Genomic DNA, 15,973 nt, shown 5'->3' on the forward strand with positions numbered 1-15,973 from the left:
TCCCTTGGAAATTTACTCGTGGCCTTCTTCGAACAGATTGCCGGCCGTCACCACATTGACACCGCCCGACACCGGCAGGATCGCCCCGGTGATATAGGCACCGCCCCGCCCGCAGAGAAACTGCATGCAGCCGGCGATATCCTCGGGTCGGCCCAGACGGCCCAGCGGCACGTTGCGCGCGATGCCCGCCTCTTTCTCGCCGGTCAGCGCGAAGGCGGTCATCTTCGACAGGAAGGGTCCCGGCGCCAGCGCGTTGATGGTGATCGCCTCGCCCGCCAGTTCCTTGGCGAGGATCTTGGTCAGATGCATCACCGCCGCCTTCGAGGCCGCATAGCTATAGGCGCCATCGCCCATCGGCACCTCGCCCATGACCGAGCCCACGTTGACCACCCGCGCCGGGTCGTCGATGGTGCCGGATGCCTTGAGCATCGGCAGCAGCGCCTGGGTCAGATGGAATGGGCCGGTGACGTTCAGATCCATCACCTTGCCCCAGGCGTCATAGGGGAACTGGCCCAGCGGCGAACCCCAGGTGCGACCGGCGTTATTCATCAGGATATCAAGCTTGTCGGTGCGGCTCTTCACCTCAAGCACGAGGGCATCAATGCCCTCTTCGCTGGCGACATCGCCGCCGAAGCCCTCGGCGCTGCCATCGGCGCCCATGGCGTTCAGCTCATTGGCGACGGCGATGCAGGCCTCGGCCTTGCGGCTGGCGATCAGCACCCGGGCGCCGGCCTTGACCAGCCCCTCGGCGGCCATGAAGCCGATGCCGGTGGCGCCGCCGGTGACCAGGGCGGTCTTGCCGGCAAGCGAGAACAGGTTTTCAGGAGTCATCAGTCAATCCTTTCAGAAGCCGCGCAGCCGTGCCACCACGCCCGCGTGATAGCCGTAATCGCCCAGCCATTCGGACCCCACGCGGGCACGCCGCATGTAAAAGCCCATGTCGAATTCATCTGTCATGCCGATACCGCCATGCATCTGCACGCCTTCGCGCACCGCGAGCTGCGCGGTATCCATGGCGCGCGCCTTGGCGACCGAAACAGCAAGCGCCGCATTCTCGGGATCGCTGTCGAGCACCCGCCCGGCATGCAGGATCGCCGATGAGGTCACCTCGCATTCGCACCACAGATGCGCGGCACGGTGCTGCAACGCCTGGAAGGTGCCGATCAGGGTGCCGAACTGCTTGCGTTCCTTCAGATAACCGACGGTGCGGCCGAAGGCGCCGGCGGCAAGCCCGGTCAGCTCAGCGGCCAGCGCCGCCTGCCCGGCCTCCAGCGCCGGTTTCAGCACGCTCATTGCGTCATCGACGGCGCCGAGCACATCCTCGCCAGTCGCCTCCACCTTGTCGAAGCTGATCTCGGCCGCGTCGCGGCTGTCGATCATCGGCTTGGAACTGCGGGTCACCCCGGCCGCATCGGCGGGAATGTCGAACAGCGTCACGCCACCCTCGGTCTTGGCCAGAACCAGCAGACGATCGGCAAAGCCACCATCCACCACGAACCGCTTCTGCCCCGAGAGACGGAAACCGTTTCCGTCCTTTTCCGCAACCAGTTCAATCGCTTCCGGATCGAACTTCGACCCTTCGTCAATCGCCAGCGCATAGGTGACGGTGCCTTCGGCGATCTTGGCCAGGGCGGCTTTCGCGCGCTCGGTGGCGACCTGCCGCAGCGCGGTCGCGGCGATCACCGCGGTCGACAGGAAGGGCGTCGGCGCCAGGGTCTTGCCCATCTCCTCGGCCAGAACGCAGGCCGCGGCATGGCCCATGTCGGAACCGCCAGCCGCTTCCGGCACCAGAACGCCGGCCCAGCCCATCTGCGCCATCTCGGCCCAGAGCGCGGGATCATGCGCCTCGCCCGCGTCGCGCAGGGCGCGCAGCTTGCCCACCGGGGCGGCATCGTCGAGATAGCCGCGCGCGGCGTCGGCCAGCATGATTTCTTCTTCGGTACGAATGAGTTTCGTCATCATATTCACCCCGGCAGCCCCAGAATTCGGCGCGAAATGATGCTCAGCATCACCTCGCTGGTGCCGCCCTCGATCGAATTCGCCTTGCTGCGCAGCCAGAGCGGCGCGCGCCCGTCTTCCCAAGTCAGCGCATCGCTGCCACCGCCGGCCATGATCAGTTCCTGCCGGCGCTTGTTCAGCTCGGTGCCATAGTATTTCAGCATGGCCGAGGCATCGCCGGTTCCGGTTCCGGCCTCGGCCTGATCCTTGTAGCGTTCCAGCGTCAGACCGAAAGCAAGCCCGTCGATCTCGTGCCGCATCACATCGGCGCGCAGCACGGGCTCGTCCAGATTGCCGCCATCCGACAGAATGGCGCCAAGCGAGCGGTTGCCACCGGCCAGCAGACCCGAGCCGCTGATCATCTCGCGCTCGTGGGTCAGCAGGTATTTCGCCACGTCCCAACCGCGGTTCTCGGTGCCGACGATTTGATGCTTCGGCACTTCAACATTGTCGAAGAAGGTCTCGCAGAACGGGGATTTTCCCGAAATCAGCCGAATCGGTTTGGTCGAGACTCCGGGGCTGGTCATGTCGATCAGCAAGAAGGAGATCCCCAGATGTTTCTTCGCCTCACGGTCGGTGCGGATCAGCGCGAAAATCCAGTCGGCCTTGTCGGCGTAGGAGGTCCAGATCTTCTGGCCGTTGACCAGCCAGTGATCGCCCTTGTCCTCGCCCTTGGTCTGCACGCTGGCCAGATCCGACCCGGCGCCCGGCTCGGAATAGCCCTGGCACCAGCGGATTTCCCCGCGCGCGATCGGCGGCAGGTAATGCAGTTTCTGCTCATGCGTGCCGAAATGCAGCAGCGCCGGACCCAACATCCAGATGCCGAAGCTTTGCAGCGGCAGCCGGCCGTTGATGGCGCGAAGTTCCTCGTGCCAGATCTTTTCCTGGTCGCGGTTCATGCCGGCGCCGCCGTACTCCACCGGCCAGGTCGGCACCGTGTAGCCCTTGGCGGCACAGCGGTCCAACCAGGTTTTCTGCGCGTCTGACGTAAAGTTCCAGTTCTTGCCGCCCCAACAGGTGCTATCCTCGCCGACAGCACCGTCGCGCATCTCCTGCGGGCAGTTCTGTTCCAGCCACGCCCTGATTTCGGCACGAAATTGCGCTAGATCATCGCTCATTGCGCCATGCCCTCCCCCTCATGTTACGCATTTCAATTCCGCTGTGCAGAATTGCATTTCGAATTTCCGTTGACAATGGGGTTTCGCGACGGGATGACTGAAAACAACCCGCGCTGCCGTTCGGTCATTTGCGCGGCACAAGGGAGAGAGATATCATGAAAGCCATGTTGAGCACCGCCCCGGGCGGACCTGAAACCCTGCAGCTCACCGATCTGCCGGATCCGGAACCCGGCAAGGGCCAGGTTCTGATTCGCGTCCATGCCGCCGGGCTGAACTTCCCCGACACGCTGATCATCCGCGACCTCTATCAGTTCAAGCCGCAGCGCCCCTTCGCCCCGGGCGGGGAGATCGCGGGCGAAGTTCTGTCGGTTGGCGAAGGCGTCACCGGCTTTGCCCCCGGCGACCGGGTGCTGGCGATGATCGGCCACGGCGGCTTTGCCACCCATGTCTGCGCCGATGCCGCCAGCGTGGTGAAGATCCCCGACGTCATGCCCTATGAGGATGCCGCCTGTTTCGTCTTCACCTATGGCACCTCGCTGCACGCGCTGAAGGATCGCGCCAACTTGCGGCCGGGCGAAACCCTGTTGATCCTGGGCGGCGCCAGCGGCGTGGGCGTGGCGGCGATCGAACTGGCCAAGGCGATGGGCGCCAAGGTGATCGCGGCTGTGTCGTCCGAGGAAAAGGCCGCCTTCTGCCGCGAGGTCGGCGCCGATGAGACCCTGGTCTATCCGCGCGAGATGGACCGCGACGCGCAAAAGGCGCTGGCGGGTCAGATCAAGGATCTGGCCGGGCCGCATGGGGTGGACGTGGTCTATGACGCTGTGGGCGGCGATTACGCCGAACCGGCGCTGCGCGCGCTGGCCTGGAAGGGGCGCTTCCTGGTGGTGGGCTTCCCCGCCGGCATCCCGAAGATCCCGCTGAACCTGACGCTGCTGAAGGGCAGCCAGATCGTCGGCGTGTTCTGGGGCGCCTCGGTGCGTCAGGAACCCGAAAGCCATGCCGCCAATATGGCCGAACTGTCCAAGCTCTATGCCGAAGGCAAGGTCAAGCCGCGCATCAGCGCCCGCTTCCCGCTGGAACAGGCGGCAGAGGCGCTGAAGTCGATGGATAACCGCAAGGCCATGGGCAAGGTGGTTCTGACCATCGACTGAGGTCGATGGTCAGGGACCGGACGTCAGCCCAGATGCGCGCAGTCGTTATAGCCGCGAATGGTCATCTCCTCGCCCCGGATCACGAGGCGGGAGATCGACCCGTTGGCGGCACCGTTGAAGGCGAAAGCGTCGGACTGGGCTGCGATTGCCATGGCAGCGCCGATCACGCCGCCATGGACGACGACGGCGACCAGCTGGTCGGCATGGGCGGCGGCGATGCGCAGCAGCCCGCGCCGGACCCGGGCATGAAGGTCTGCCGTGGTCTCGGCCCCCGGGATCTCGCCCCATTCGCGGTTGGCCTTGGCGCGCTCGAAGGCCGGGTCGTTTTCGGCCGCCCTGATGCGGTAAAGCCCGCCGTCCCAGTCGCCCAGATGCACCTCGCGCAGGTCGGGTTCGATCATCGGGGTCAGGCCAAGGCGGTCGGCCAGCGGCGCGGCGGTCTGATGGGTGCGCTGCAGCGTGGTGACATAGATCGCCGCGATCGGTTCGGCGGCCAGCCGCGCCCCCACCGCGCGGGCCTGCGCCTGGCCGTTCTCGTGCAGGGCCGGATCGCCATGGCCATCCTTCATCGGAAAGGATTCGCCGGGGCGCGCGGGCATGCTTTCGCCATGGCGGATCAGCAGAAGATCGGCGGCGCCTGCCGGCGGGCGATAGACGTGCTGACGGTATTCGCGGGTCATTTCTGGGGCTCCTCCTCGGGGATCGGGTTCGGGATATCCGGTTCGGCGCCAAGCTAACCGCCCCGACGCCGGGCGCAAGCGGCGCCACGCGGGGGCACATAAGAAAAGGGAAGAGAATATGAAAACCACCGAAATCGCCATCGCCGAGCTGCCCAAGGGCCCGCTGACGCCCGGGCATTTCACCACCCGCGAGGCCGATCTGCCCGCGCCCGCGGCCGGAGAGGTTCTGCTCAGGACCATCCTGATCTCGATCGACGCCGCCGCACGGGCCTGGATGCAGGGCGCCACCTATCGCGCCCCGGTCAATGCCGGCGACGCCATGCCCTGCTATGCGCTGAGCGAGGTGGTGAAAAGCAACGCGCCCGACCTCGCCCCCGGCGATCTGGTCGTTGGCGAAACCGTCTGGGCCGGTCACGCGGTGCGCCCCGCCAAGGGGCTGGAGAGGGTGCCGCCGATCCGCCCGCTCACCCATTTGATGAGCGTCTACGGCATCGCCGGCAAGACCGCCTTTCACGGGCTGATCCATGTCGGCCGGCCGGTCGCGGGGGAAACCGTTCTGGTCTCGGCCGCCGCCGGCGCGGTGGGCTGCTATGTCGGCCAGATCGCCAAGGCGATGGGCTGCCGCGTCGTCGGCGTCGCCGGCGGCCCCGAGAAATGCGCCTATGTCACCGAGGAGCTCGGCTTCGACGCCTGCGTCGATTATCGCGACCCCGGCATGTTCAAGGCGCTGCGCCAGGCCTGCCCCGATGGCGTCGACATCTATTTCGACAACGTCGGCGGCCCGGTGCTGGAAGCCGCGCTTTTCGTCATGAACGAACGCGGCCGGGTGGTCTGTTGCGGCGCGGTCAGCCAGTATGACACCGACAGCGCCAAGGGCCCGCGCAACCTGCCCGGCATGGTCGTGGTCAAGCGGCTGCGCATGGAGGGTTTCATCGTCATGGATTTCGCCCGTGAGGAGGCCACCGCGCAGCGCGCGCTGGAACATTGGGTGGGAACCGGACAGATCAAGGTGATCGAGGACGTGGTCGAGGGGCTCGAGAACGCCCCGGCTGCCCTCATCGGTCTGCTTGCCGGGGAGAACCGCGGCAAGCGCATGGTCCGGGTCGGAGCCGATCCGGTCATCACAGCATAATCCGTCAACCAGGGAGGAACCCCAAATGTCCGCCATTGAAAGCGCAATGGAAAAACTGACGTCCCAGATCGGCACCGAAGTCGGTGTGTCGAACTGGATCACCGTCGATCAGGCGATGATCAACGCCTTTGCCGATGTCACCCACGACCAGCAGTGGATCCATGTCGACCCCGAGCGGGCCGCCAGGGAAACCCCCTTTGGCGGGGCGATCGCCCACGGCTTTCTGAGCCTGTCGCTGGCCAGCCGCTTTGCCTATGACTGCTTCCAGCCGGAACCCGGCCAGGTGATGAGCATCAACTATGGCTTCAACAAGCTGCGCTTCCTGAACCCGGTCAAGGCCGGCTCGCGCCTGCGCGGCCGGTTCACGGTGAATACCGTCGATCAGCGCAGCCCGACGCAAATCCTGCGCGAAACCGGCCTGACGGTGGAGATCGAGGGCAGCGATCGCCCCGCCCTGATCGCCGACTGGCTGGGCATGATGGTGTTCGAGCCCGAAAGCTGAGCACAAGCTTAAGGAAAGCGGCCAGATGCGACCTCAACCATCTGGCCGCTTTCTTCACAGTGCTGGACACTCCGTTTCCAAGTAGATAATTTCATTTCCGATGGGGAAATGAGACTTATGTTGCTTGATCAAGGCGGTCCGCTGGCGGACCTACTTTTGTCGCGCGGCAAACGAGTGATCACAGGACCGCAACGCGGCCCTGCAGCTTTTGTTTGCGCGACTTGTGCCACTGTGAACCTTCCTGCCAAAGGGGGGGCCCTGCTGGCATGAAACTGCGCGAATATCTTCACTGCATCACCCAGGCTTCAACGCTGGAACAGCTTTGGGCCGCGCATTGCGAACAGATGGCCAGCTATGGTTTCAACCGGCTGTTCTACGGCTATACCCGCTATCGCACCGAGACCTCTCTGGGGGATCCGGAGGACTTCGTGATCCTGACCAATCACGGTCGGGATTACGTCGATGGCTTCCTGCACAAGGGGCTGTATTTCCACGCGCCGATGCTGCGCTGGGCCCTGCAGAACGAGGGCGCCGGAAGCTGGCGGCGGATCACCCAACTGCGTGCCGCCGAGCAGATGACAGCCGAGGCGCGCCGGGTCTATGAGTTCAACCAGGCCCATGGCGTCACCGCGGGATATACCGTCAGCTTCCATTCCACGTCGCTGCGGGCGAAAGGGGCGATTTCACTCTGCGCCCGCGCGGGCATGAGCCAGGACGATGTCGAGGCGCTCTGGGAGGCGCAGGGGCAGGATATCCTGCTGATCAACAACGTCGCGCATCTCAAGATCCTCTCCCTGCCCTACCTCACCCCCAACCGCACCCTGACCAAGCGCCAGCGCGAGGCGCTGCAATGGGTCGGCGATGGCAAGACGATGCAGGACGTCGCCGTATTGATGGGTCTGACGCCCGCCACGGTGGAAAAGCACCTGCGCCTTGCGCGCGAGGCCCTGGCGGTGGAAACGACGACCCAGGCGGTTCTGAAGGCGGCGCTGCACAACCAGATGTTCGTGATCGAGGCCTGAGCCCCATTGGGAATAGGCGATAGAATCCTTTGGTTTCAGAAACAAAGCCCATCTATCCCGGTGCAAGGTAGGGAATACATGACTTTTCCCAACTGGTCAAAATAGGCAAACTGCCCTTGTTCCGTGAGTGGTGGCGTTTTGCCAAGCGGACATCGGCGAAAGATCCCCTGTCATTTCAGGGCTCTCTGAGCTGTTCCGGTTTCGGATGCCTATTGATCCGCCTTCGGGCCGGGAACATTTGAAAGACCCCGCCATCCCCATCGCAAAGGGGTCTTCAAAGCAGACGGGACCGGGCAGAAATGCGCGGTCCCGTTCTTTGTTCCGCGATCTTCCAATCCCATCCGTCCGGCTCCCCCGGCAAGAGGTTGCTCTGCGGGACGGCACTGATCATCCGCGCTGATCAGCTGACGTGAAAAGAGCCGCGCTGCGCAGCGCGGCTCTCCTCAAAGGCGGTCCGGTATGACCGGAAGAGGCAAGGCTCAGCCCTGGACGGCCTTGGCGACTTCGGCGGCGAAGTCTTCCTCTTTCTTCTCGATGCCTTCGCCGACTTCCAGACGGATGAAGCCGGTGATCTCGGCGCCGGCGTCTTTCGCAGCCTGACCGACGGTGATGTCGGGGTTGACCACGAACTGCTGGTTCAGAAGGGTCGATTCGGCGACGAATTTCTTCATCCGGCCTTCGATCATCTTCTCGATCACAGCGTCCGGCTTGCCGGATTCACGGGCGATGTCGATCTGAACCTGACGTTCCTTTTCGACGATGGCCGGATCCAGATCGGCTTCGGACAGGGCGGCCGGGTTCACAGCGGCGATATGCATCGCGACCTGCTTGCCGAAGGCCTCGTCGCCGCCTTTCATGGCGACCAGAACGCCGATCTTGCCCATGCCGTCGGTGGCAGCGTTATGGACGTAGGAGACGATGGTGTCGCCTTCGATCGCGGCCATCCGGCGCAGCGACATGTTTTCGCCAATGGTGGCGATCTTGTCGGTGATGGTGCCCTCGACGGTCTTGCCGCCCAGATCAGCCGCTTTCAGCGCCTCGGCGTCAGCCACACCCAGGGCAGCCTTGGCGATGCCGGCGACCATAGCCTGGAATTCAGCGTTCTTGGCGACGAAGTCGGTTTCCGAATTCACCTCGATGGCGACACCCTTGCCACCGTCGACGATGACGGCCACCAGGCCCTCGGCGGCGGTGCGGCCCGATTTCTTCGCGGCCTTGGCCAGACCCTTGGTGCGCAGCCAATCGACGGCGGCTTCCATGTCACCGTTGGTTTCGGTCAGGGCCTTCTTGGCGTCCATCATGCCGGCGCCGGTGGCGTCGCGCAGTTCTTTCACCTGTGCTGCAGTGATTGCCATGGTTTGGCTCTCCTCAAGTCGTGTGGTGCGTCGGGGCGGTCATAGCCCGCCCCGCATGTCAATTGCGTGACAGCCCGTCTCAGGCTTCAGCAGTCTCTTGAGCGACGTCGGCCAGATCTTCCACCGGAGCTTCCTCCAGCTCGCCCAGGTCGACACCTGCGGCGCCCAGTTGCGCCGACATGCCGTCCAACGCAGCGCGGCTGACCAGATCGCAATAGAGCGCGATGGCGCGAGCCGCGTCATCGTTGCCGGGGATGATATAATCCACACCATCGGGCGAGCAGTTGGTATCGACCACGGCCACGACCGGGATGCCCAGCTTGTTGGCTTCGGCGATCGCCAGGGCTTCTTTCTTGACGTCGATGACGAACAGCAGATCCGGCACGCCGCCCATTTCGCGGATACCGCCCAGCGAAGCCTGCAGCTTGGCCTGGTCACGTTCCATGCCCAGACGCTCTTTCTTGGTCAGGCCTTCGAAACCGGTGCCCATTTGCTCGTCGATCTGCTTCAGACGGTTGATCGACTGCGACACGGTCTTCCAGTTGGTCAGGGTGCCGCCCAGCCAGCGGTGGTTCATGAAGTATTGCGCCGAACGCTCGGCCGCGTCGGCAACCGATTGCTGCGCCTGACGCTTGGTGCCGACGAACAGGATGCGGCCGCCCTTGGCAACGGTGTCACGCACCGCTTGCAGAGCCTGGTCCAGCATCGGGACGGTCTGGGTCAGGTCGAGGATATGGATGCCATTGCGCGCGCCGTAGATGAACGGCGCCATGCGCGGGTTCCAGCGTTGGGTTTGGTGGCCAAAGTGCACACCAGCTTCCAGAAGCTGGCGCATAGTGAACTCGGGAAGAGCCATGCGTATTTTCCTTTCCGGTTTACGCCTGGGCGGGGGTGAAGAAGCCTGAGAGGCTCCAACCGGCGGACTGACAGGGATGTCTCCCCTGTGCGGCCCAAACCCCGCCTGCGGGTTTGAATGGCGCGCGATATACGGGAGCTTTGAGAGAAGCACAACCCCTTGGGGCAAGAACGGCTGCGAAAACCCTGTCAGCTCTCGGCCGCAGCGGGCAGATAAGCCTCGAGCCCCGCCCGCACCAATGCCTCGGCGGTGGCGCAAAGCGCCTTGCGGTTGGGATAGTCCGAAACCCTCAGCGGCTGGTGGAACAGCAGCTCGACCCGGCCCTGCGGGCGCGCGGCGAGAAGCTTGACCAGATGCGGGCCAAAGCCCATGTCGCCCCACCAGCCGTAAAATCGCGCCGACTGCCCCTTCGGCGCATGATAGATCACGCTGACCGGCTGGATCTGCAGCACGTCGCGCAAATCCTCGGCATAGAAGGCGCCGAACAGCGTCGATTTGAAGGGCAGCACCCTGAGCCCGTCGGTCGAGGTGCCCTCGGGGAAGAACAGCAACCTGTGGCCCGCCAGCAGCCTTTGTTCGAACAGCGCCGTCTGCGCCTGGGCATGCTTGCGGTCGCGTTCGATGAAGATGGTGCCGGTGGCGCGGGCCAGGATGCCGATGCCCGGCCAATTGGCGACCTCGGCCTTCGAGACGAAATAGATCCGCTGCCCCGCGTTCAGGCTGAAGATATCGAGCCAGGAACTGTGGTTCGCCACCACCGCGCCGCGCCCCTTCATCGGCGTACCATGGGTGGAGAAGCCCATGCCGAGGATGCGAAAGGCGGTGCGGCAAACGAATTGGGTGATAAAGGGGGTGATCGGCCGCCCCTGCCCCCAGATCGGGATCTCGACCAGCCGCAACAGCAGCAAAAGCGCCAGACAGATCGAAATCAACAGGATCAGCGCCACCGCGCGCAGCACCGCCCGCCCCCAACCCCAGGGCGAGATCACCACCGGATCGGGCGGTGTTTCGCTGTCCCAGACATCGCTCATGCGCCGCGTTCACCGGTATAGATGCGGCGCTGCCGTTCGTTCATCCGGGCGGTGTCGAGCACCAGGCAGACGTCGATGGTGTTGAAGGTCTGATCGACAAAGGCGCCCTCGCCCACGAAGCCGCCCAGCCGCAGATAGGCCTTGATCAGCGCGGGCACCGCAAGCATGGCGCGGCGGCGGTCGAGCTGATCGACCGGCACCAGATCCATCGTCTGGAAATGCGCCGGCTGCGCCCGCACCCGCAGGTCCGGCGGCGCCAGATGGTTGTGATGCAGCATCGACAGCGGTTGCGCCAGGGCCTGCACATCGGTGCCGTGAAAACTGGCGGTGCCGAACAGGATCTCGATCCGGTGCTCGGCGACATAGGCGGCCAGACCGCTCCACAGATGGAACATGGCCGTGCCGCCGCGATAATCGCGATGCAGGCAGGATCGGCCCAGTTCCAGGAGCTTGCGGCCCGAGGCCTTGAGCACGGTCAGATCATATTCGTCCTCGGAATAGAACTGGCCCGCCGCCTTCGCCTGATCGTCGCGCAGCAGGCGATAGACGCCGACCACCTCGCCGCTGCGGTTGTCGGTGATGATCATATGGTCAAAGAAGGGATCGAAGCGGTCGCGTTCCAGCCCGGCCTCGTGATCGACCAGATCGCCACCGGCGCCCAGTTCCTTGACGAAGACCTGATAGCGCAGCGCCTGGGCGGCGCGCAGCTCGGCCTCCGTCTCAGCGATCTTGACCGTAAAATCGGGGCCACTGTCAGGCATGGTCGTCCTTGAACGCAATAGAAAGTCCGGCGTTGGACGCTGATACCGCATCGGCGGGCGGTCTTGCAACCGCAACCCGAAGCGCCTCAGGCGTCGAACACCGGCTCCAGCATGACCCGGCTGCTGTCGATCACCACCTTGCCTGCCTCGCGGAAATTGACGGTGATCTTGCCGCCGATGTTCGATTGCACCTGTCCGACGCCCCAATCGGGACAATCGGGGTGGCGCACCAGCATGCCCGGTTGCAGTATGGAGTTCAGATCAGTCATCGGTCAAAGTAGCCTTATGAAGAATCCCACCGACCTTACCCCGCAGGACCTGTCGGCGCTGATCGCGTCGCGTATCTGTCACGACCTGATCGGCCCGATCGGCGCCATCGTCAATGGGCTTGAGCTCTTGGAGATGACCGGCACCGCCCCCGGTCCGGAGTTCCAGTTGATTTCGGACAGCGCCCAGGGGGCGAGCGCCAAGCTACGGTTCTTCCGCATCGCCTTTGGCGCGCCGGGGGAACAGATGGTGCCGGGCTCGGACATCACCACCACACTCAAGGAGATGGCCCATGAGGGCCGGGTGTCCTATGTCTGGCGCCCGGAGGGGGCGCAGCCGCGATCGGACGTCAAGCTGGCCTTCCTGGCGATCCTCTGCCTCGAGGCGGCGCTGCCCCGTGGCGGCGAAATCGAGGTGAGCGTGGCAGAGGGCGTCTGGACCGTCACCGCCCGGGCCGAGCGGATCGCGGTTGATCCGGGGCTCTGGTCCTGGCTCGACGATCAGGGCGAGCGCGTGGTTCCCGCCCCCGCCCGGATCCAGTATCTGCTGCTGCCCGCCGCCGCCGATCAGATCGGCCGGCAGATCGAGGCCCGGCAGGACGAGGCCGGACCGTCGATCCGATTCTGAGCTATCAGCCCCGCACCGCGCCGTCGCCGGTGACCAGATATTTGAAGCTGGTCAATTGCTCGGCCCCGACCGGGCCACGGGCGTGCATCTTGCCGGTGGCGATGCCGATCTCGGCCCCCATGCCGAATTCGCCGCCATCGGCGAATTGGGTCGAGGCGTTGTGCATCAGGATCGCGCTGTCGAGCCGTTCGAAGAACCGCTCCACCGCCCAGGTATCCTCGGCCATGATGCAATCGGTGTGGTTCGACCCGTAGCGGCGGATATGGGCGATGGCGCCGTCGATATCCGCCACCGGTTTGGCCGCGATCACCATATCGAGGAATTCGTGCCCCCAGTCCTCCTCGGTCGCGGGCGTGGTGCCGGCGACCTCGGCCAGGGCGCCGGCGGCATGGACCTCGACGCCGGCCGCAACCAGGGCCTCGATCACCGGCTTGCCGATGGTCTCGACCACGTCCTGATGCACCAGCAGGCATTCGGCGGCGCCGCAGATGCCGGTCCGCCGGGTCTTGGCGTTCATCACCACCTTCAGCGTCTTCGCCAGATCGGCGGAGGCGTCGATATAGATGTGAACGATCCCTTCGAGATGGGCAAAGACCGGCACCCGCGCCTCGCGCTGGACCAATCCCACCAGACCCTTGCCACCGCGCGGCACGATGACGTCGACATAATCGGTCATCGTCAGCAGCTCGGACACCGCGGCGCGATCACGCGTCGGCACCAGCTGGATCGCATCCTCGGGCAGGCCTGCGGCCTTCAGCCCCTCGACCAGACAGGCGTGAATGGCGCTGGAGGAATGGAAGCTTTCCGAACCGCCGCGCAGGATCACCGCGTTGCCCGCCTTGAGGCAGAGCGCGCCGGCATCTGCCGTCACGTTGGGGCGCGATTCATAGATCACGCCGACCACGCCCAGGGGCGTGCGCACCCGTTCGATATGGAGCCCCGAAGGCATGTCCCATTCGGCGATCACCGCGCCAATCGGATCGGCCTGGGCCGCCACCGTGCGCAGCCCGTCGACGATGCCCTGAAGCCGCGCCTCATCCAAGAGCAGCCGGTCCATCATCGCCGGGGTCAGCCCCTTGTCGCGGCCATAGTCCAGATCCTTGGCATTGGCCTCGATGATCTCGGCCCGATGCGCCCAGACCGCATCCGCCGCCGCGTTGAGCGCGGCAGTCTTTTGCGCGGCTGGTGCGAAAGCCAGCTCTGCCGCCGCCGCTTTCGCGCGGGCACCAATCTCAGCCATCAGGGCGGGGATCGTCATGCTGTCTTTCATCGCATCTGCCTTTTTCTTCAGTATGTTGAGGTTGTACCTTAAACCGCCATGTCGTCGCGGTGGATCAGGGCCGCCCGACCGGGATAGCCCAGGATTTCCTCGATCTCGGCCGAATGATGGCCGCGAATCTTCTCTGCCTCAAGGGCCGTATAGCGGCTGAGCCCCTGGCCCATCTTGTGGCCCTTGGGATCGAGGATCGCCACCGGATCGCCCCGGCCGAACTCGCCCTCGACCTTGACCACCCCGGCGGGCAAGAGGCTCTTGCCATTGCTCAGCGCCCGCGCGGCACCGTCGTCGATGGTGATCAACCCGCGCGGTTTCATCGCGCCGATCCAGCCCTTGCGGGCCGCCTGCGGATCCATCTGCGCGGTGAACCAGGTGGCCGGCGCCCCCTGTTCCAGGCCTTTCAGCGGGTTCATCCGCGAGCCTTCGGTGATCGCCATGGCGCAGCCCGCCGCCGTCGCGGTCTGGGCTGCCATCAGCTTGGTCTTCATGCCGCCCTTCGACAGGCCCGAGCCGGCATCGCCCGCCATCGCCTCGATCTCGGCCGTGATCTCCTCGATCACGTCATAGCGCCGGGCATCGGGATCGTCGTTCGGGTTGGCGGTATAGAAGCCATCCACATCAGACAGCAGGATCAGCCGGTCAGCGCCGACGGTGACCGCGACCTGGGCCGCCAGCCGGTCGTTGTCGCCATAGCGGATCTCGTCGGTGGCGACGGTGTCGTTCTCGTTCACGATCGGCACCACGCCATAGCCCAGCAGGGTTTCCATCGTCGCCCGGCTGTTGAGATAGCGGCGGCGGTCGGCGCTGTCCTCCAGCGTCACCAGCACTTGGGCGGTGGTGATGCCATGCGGGCCCAGCACCTCTTCATAGGCGCGGGCCAGCCGGATCTGGCCGACGGCGGCGGCGGCCTGCGACTGTTCCAGCGCCAGTTCCGCCCGCGGCAGCCCCAGCACGCCGCGCCCCAGCGCGATCGAGCCGGAAGACACCAGCACCACATCCATGCCACGCGCTTTCAGCGCCGCCACATCCTCGGCCAGCGAATGCAGCCAGGCGCTGCGCAGATCGCCGGTGACCCGGTCCACCAACAGGGCCGAGCCGATCTTGACCACCACGCGCTTTGCGTCGGTCAGGGTTGCCACGTCTCATTCTCCTTCGCAGGGATCTGACGCAGGCGGTCGTCGTCGATGCGGGCACGCAGCGCGCGCAGCACCTCGGTCACGCCCTCGCGGCTGACACCGGACATCATCAGGACGGGGCCGCCAACGGCCTCTTCCAGCATCTCCTGAGCCAACTCGCGTTCTTCATCGTCAAGCGCGTCGATCTTGTTCAGCACGGTCACCCGGGGCTTGTCGGCCAGATCGCCGCCATAGGCCTCAAGCTCTCCGATAATGGTCTCGTAATCCTCGACCAAGGTGGGCGAGGTGCCGTCGACCAGGTGCAAAAGCACCGCACAGCGTTCGACATGGCCAAGGAACAGATCGCCCAGACCGCGGCCTTCCGAGGCGCCTTCGATCAGCCCGGGGATATCGGCCACCACGAATTCCACCCCGTCGATGCCGACGACGCCCAGGTTCGGGTGCAGCGTCGTGAAGGGATAGTCGGCGATCTTCGGGCGCGCGTTCGAGGTCGCCGCCAGGAAGGTCGACTTGCCGGCATTGGGCAGCCCCAAGAGCCCGGCGTCGGCGATCAGCTTGAGCCGCAGCCAGATGGTGCGGTCGATCCCCTCCTGCCCCGGATTGGCCCGGCGCGGCGCCTGGTTGGTCGAGGTCTTGAAGTGCAGGTTGCCGAAACCGCCGTTGCCGCCGCGGGCCAGCACCACCCGCTCGCCCAGGGTGGAGAGATCCGCGATCACCGTCTCCAGATCCTCGTCGAGGATCTCGGTGCCGACCGGCACCCGCAGAAGAATGTCCTCTCCGTCCTTGCCGGTGCGCTGCCGGCCCATGCCGGATTGACCGTTCTCGGCGAAGAAATGCTGCTGATAGCGAAAATCGATCAGCGTGTTCAGCCCGTCGACCGCCTCGGCGATGACAGAACCGCCATCGCCGCCGTCGCCGCCGTCGGGGCCACCGAATTCAATGAACTTTTCGCGCCGGAAGCTGATGCATCCGTTCCCCCCGGCACCGGACCGGATATAGACCTTTGCGAGATCGAGAAATTTCATGAGCGTTCCCTAACGCAAAGGACCATCCAGCCACAA

The 15,973-nt window shown here is 65.0% G+C and carries 17 protein-coding genes; 5 read left to right on the top strand and 12 right to left on the bottom strand.

What is annotated here, in order from left to right:
• Window positions 1-12: 12 nt before the first annotated feature.
• From ACN0V4_RS10995 to ACN0V4_RS11005, 3 genes are read right to left on the bottom strand one after another with little or no spacing between them, the layout of a single operon-like run.
• Entirely contained in the window at window positions 13-831 is an 819-nt protein-coding gene (locus ACN0V4_RS10995; protein WP_417675983.1) for an SDR family NAD(P)-dependent oxidoreductase, read from the bottom strand.
• A 12-nt stretch (window positions 832-843) separates the two neighbouring features.
• Complete coding sequence (locus ACN0V4_RS11000; RefSeq protein ID WP_417675985.1) at window positions 844-1,959, bottom strand: acyl-CoA dehydrogenase family protein; 1,116 nt, start codon at window positions 1,957-1,959, stop codon at window positions 844-846.
• 5 nt (window positions 1,960-1,964) lie between these two features.
• Window positions 1,965-3,116 (bottom strand): acyl-CoA dehydrogenase family protein, encoded by a 1,152-nt coding sequence (locus tag ACN0V4_RS11005; protein ID WP_417675987.1) that lies wholly within the window; start codon window positions 3,114-3,116, stop codon window positions 1,965-1,967.
• A 155-nt stretch (window positions 3,117-3,271) separates the two neighbouring features.
• Here ACN0V4_RS11005 and ACN0V4_RS11010 point away from each other — a divergent pair, with 155 nt between their 5' ends.
• A complete protein-coding gene (locus ACN0V4_RS11010; protein ID WP_417675989.1) occupies window positions 3,272-4,267 on the top strand; it encodes an NADPH:quinone oxidoreductase family protein in 996 nt (331 codons plus the stop codon).
• Between the two features lie 23 nt (window positions 4,268-4,290).
• Here ACN0V4_RS11010 and ACN0V4_RS11015 read toward each other — a convergent pair whose 3' ends face one another.
• A complete protein-coding gene (locus tag ACN0V4_RS11015) occupies window positions 4,291-4,947 on the bottom strand; it encodes a histidine phosphatase family protein (protein ID WP_417675991.1) in 657 nt (218 codons plus the stop codon).
• Window positions 4,948-5,065: 118 nt separating this feature from the next.
• Between ACN0V4_RS11015 and ACN0V4_RS11020 the strand changes: the two genes are divergently transcribed.
• The 3 genes from ACN0V4_RS11020 (at window position 5,066) to ACN0V4_RS11030 (ending at window position 7,603) form a co-directional block, all read left to right on the top strand.
• Window positions 5,066-6,079 (top strand): NADP-dependent oxidoreductase, encoded by a 1,014-nt coding sequence (locus ACN0V4_RS11020; protein ID WP_417675993.1) that lies wholly within the window; start codon window positions 5,066-5,068, stop codon window positions 6,077-6,079.
• A gap of 25 nt (window positions 6,080-6,104) precedes the next feature.
• Window positions 6,105-6,581 (top strand): MaoC family dehydratase, encoded by a 477-nt coding sequence (locus tag ACN0V4_RS11025; RefSeq protein WP_417675995.1) that lies wholly within the window; start codon window positions 6,105-6,107, stop codon window positions 6,579-6,581.
• Window positions 6,582-6,847: 266 nt separating this feature from the next.
• Window positions 6,848-7,603 (top strand): autoinducer binding domain-containing protein, encoded by a 756-nt coding sequence (locus ACN0V4_RS11030; RefSeq protein ID WP_417675997.1) that lies wholly within the window; start codon window positions 6,848-6,850, stop codon window positions 7,601-7,603.
• A gap of 479 nt (window positions 7,604-8,082) precedes the next feature.
• On the opposite strand, the gene tsf is transcribed toward ACN0V4_RS11030, so the two are convergent.
• The 5 genes from tsf to ACN0V4_RS11055 all read right to left on the bottom strand — a co-directional run bounded on the left by tsf (window position 8,083) and on the right by ACN0V4_RS11055 (window position 11,875).
• A complete protein-coding gene (gene tsf / locus ACN0V4_RS11035; RefSeq protein WP_417675999.1) occupies window positions 8,083-8,958 on the bottom strand; it encodes a translation elongation factor Ts in 876 nt (291 codons plus the stop codon).
• A gap of 79 nt (window positions 8,959-9,037) precedes the next feature.
• Window positions 9,038-9,814 (bottom strand): 30S ribosomal protein S2, encoded by a 777-nt coding sequence (rpsB, locus tag ACN0V4_RS11040; RefSeq protein WP_417676001.1) that lies wholly within the window; start codon window positions 9,812-9,814, stop codon window positions 9,038-9,040.
• 188 nt (window positions 9,815-10,002) lie between these two features.
• Window positions 10,003-10,845: a lysophospholipid acyltransferase family protein gene (locus tag ACN0V4_RS11045; RefSeq protein WP_417676003.1), complete on the bottom strand. Its 843-nt coding sequence runs from the start codon at window positions 10,843-10,845 to the stop codon at window positions 10,003-10,005.
• The gene (locus ACN0V4_RS11050; RefSeq protein WP_417676005.1) at window positions 10,842-11,606 is read right to left on the bottom strand and encodes a GNAT family N-acetyltransferase; all 765 of its coding nucleotides are present in this window, start codon (window positions 11,604-11,606) and stop codon (window positions 10,842-10,844) included. The genes ACN0V4_RS11045 and ACN0V4_RS11050 overlap by 4 nt, the downstream gene beginning before the upstream one ends.
• A gap of 86 nt (window positions 11,607-11,692) precedes the next feature.
• The gene (locus ACN0V4_RS11055) at window positions 11,693-11,875 is read right to left on the bottom strand and encodes a DUF3553 domain-containing protein (protein WP_417676007.1); all 183 of its coding nucleotides are present in this window, start codon (window positions 11,873-11,875) and stop codon (window positions 11,693-11,695) included.
• A 16-nt stretch (window positions 11,876-11,891) separates the two neighbouring features.
• Here ACN0V4_RS11055 and ACN0V4_RS11060 point away from each other — a divergent pair, with 16 nt between their 5' ends.
• Window positions 11,892-12,500, top strand: coding sequence for a histidine phosphotransferase family protein (locus ACN0V4_RS11060; RefSeq protein ID WP_417676009.1), 609 nt, complete (start codon window positions 11,892-11,894; stop codon window positions 12,498-12,500).
• Between the two features lie 4 nt (window positions 12,501-12,504).
• On the opposite strand, the gene ACN0V4_RS11065 is transcribed toward ACN0V4_RS11060, so the two are convergent.
• Genes ACN0V4_RS11065 through obgE form a run of 3 tightly spaced genes read right to left on the bottom strand, consistent with a single transcriptional unit; the run spans window position 12,505 to window position 15,937 of the window.
• Window positions 12,505-13,770, bottom strand: coding sequence for a glutamate-5-semialdehyde dehydrogenase (locus ACN0V4_RS11065; RefSeq protein ID WP_417676011.1), 1,266 nt, complete (start codon window positions 13,768-13,770; stop codon window positions 12,505-12,507).
• A 38-nt stretch (window positions 13,771-13,808) separates the two neighbouring features.
• Window positions 13,809-14,915, bottom strand: a complete 1,107-nt coding sequence (gene proB, locus ACN0V4_RS11070) for a glutamate 5-kinase (RefSeq protein WP_417676013.1) — start codon at window positions 14,913-14,915, stop codon at window positions 13,809-13,811.
• Window positions 14,903-15,937, bottom strand: a complete 1,035-nt coding sequence (obgE, locus tag ACN0V4_RS11075; RefSeq protein WP_417676015.1) for a GTPase ObgE — start codon at window positions 15,935-15,937, stop codon at window positions 14,903-14,905. Before obgE ends, proB begins: the two co-directional genes overlap by 13 nt.
• Window positions 15,938-15,973 lie beyond the last annotated feature (36 nt).

Source organism: Pseudodonghicola sp. (genome assembly GCF_048268305.1).
GTDB lineage: Bacteria > Pseudomonadota > Alphaproteobacteria > Rhodobacterales > Rhodobacteraceae > Pseudodonghicola.

What these genes read in the sequence shown, in the direction of transcription:
- ACN0V4_RS10995 (WP_417675983.1), bottom strand. Translation starts at nt 831, where the DNA reads ATGACTCCTGAAAACCTGTTCTCGCTTGCCGGCAAGACCGCCCTGGTC.
- ACN0V4_RS11000 (WP_417675985.1), bottom strand. Translation starts at nt 1,959, where the DNA reads ATGACGAAACTCATTCGTACCGAAGAAGAAATCATGCTGGCCGACGCC.
- ACN0V4_RS11005 (WP_417675987.1), bottom strand. Translation starts at nt 3,116, where the DNA reads ATGAGCGATGATCTAGCGCAATTTCGTGCCGAAATCAGGGCGTGGCTG.
- ACN0V4_RS11010 (WP_417675989.1), top strand. Translation starts at nt 3,272, where the DNA reads ATGAAAGCCATGTTGAGCACCGCCCCGGGCGGACCTGAAACCCTGCAG.
- ACN0V4_RS11015 (WP_417675991.1), bottom strand. Translation starts at nt 4,947, where the DNA reads ATGACCCGCGAATACCGTCAGCACGTCTATCGCCCGCCGGCAGGCGCC.
- ACN0V4_RS11020 (WP_417675993.1), top strand. Translation starts at nt 5,066, where the DNA reads ATGAAAACCACCGAAATCGCCATCGCCGAGCTGCCCAAGGGCCCGCTG.
- ACN0V4_RS11025 (WP_417675995.1), top strand. Translation starts at nt 6,105, where the DNA reads ATGTCCGCCATTGAAAGCGCAATGGAAAAACTGACGTCCCAGATCGGC.
- ACN0V4_RS11030 (WP_417675997.1), top strand. Translation starts at nt 6,848, where the DNA reads ATGAAACTGCGCGAATATCTTCACTGCATCACCCAGGCTTCAACGCTG.
- tsf (WP_417675999.1), bottom strand. Translation starts at nt 8,958, where the DNA reads ATGGCAATCACTGCAGCACAGGTGAAAGAACTGCGCGACGCCACCGGC.
- rpsB (WP_417676001.1), bottom strand. Translation starts at nt 9,814, where the DNA reads ATGGCTCTTCCCGAGTTCACTATGCGCCAGCTTCTGGAAGCTGGTGTG.
- ACN0V4_RS11045 (WP_417676003.1), bottom strand. Translation starts at nt 10,845, where the DNA reads ATGAGCGATGTCTGGGACAGCGAAACACCGCCCGATCCGGTGGTGATC.
- ACN0V4_RS11050 (WP_417676005.1), bottom strand. Translation starts at nt 11,606, where the DNA reads ATGCCTGACAGTGGCCCCGATTTTACGGTCAAGATCGCTGAGACGGAG.
- ACN0V4_RS11055 (WP_417676007.1), bottom strand. Translation starts at nt 11,875, where the DNA reads ATGACTGATCTGAACTCCATACTGCAACCGGGCATGCTGGTGCGCCAC.
- ACN0V4_RS11060 (WP_417676009.1), top strand. Translation starts at nt 11,892, where the DNA reads ATGAAGAATCCCACCGACCTTACCCCGCAGGACCTGTCGGCGCTGATC.
- ACN0V4_RS11065 (WP_417676011.1), bottom strand. Translation starts at nt 13,770, where the DNA reads ATGAAAGACAGCATGACGATCCCCGCCCTGATGGCTGAGATTGGTGCC.
- obgE (WP_417676015.1), bottom strand. Translation starts at nt 15,937, where the DNA reads ATGAAATTTCTCGATCTCGCAAAGGTCTATATCCGGTCCGGTGCCGGG.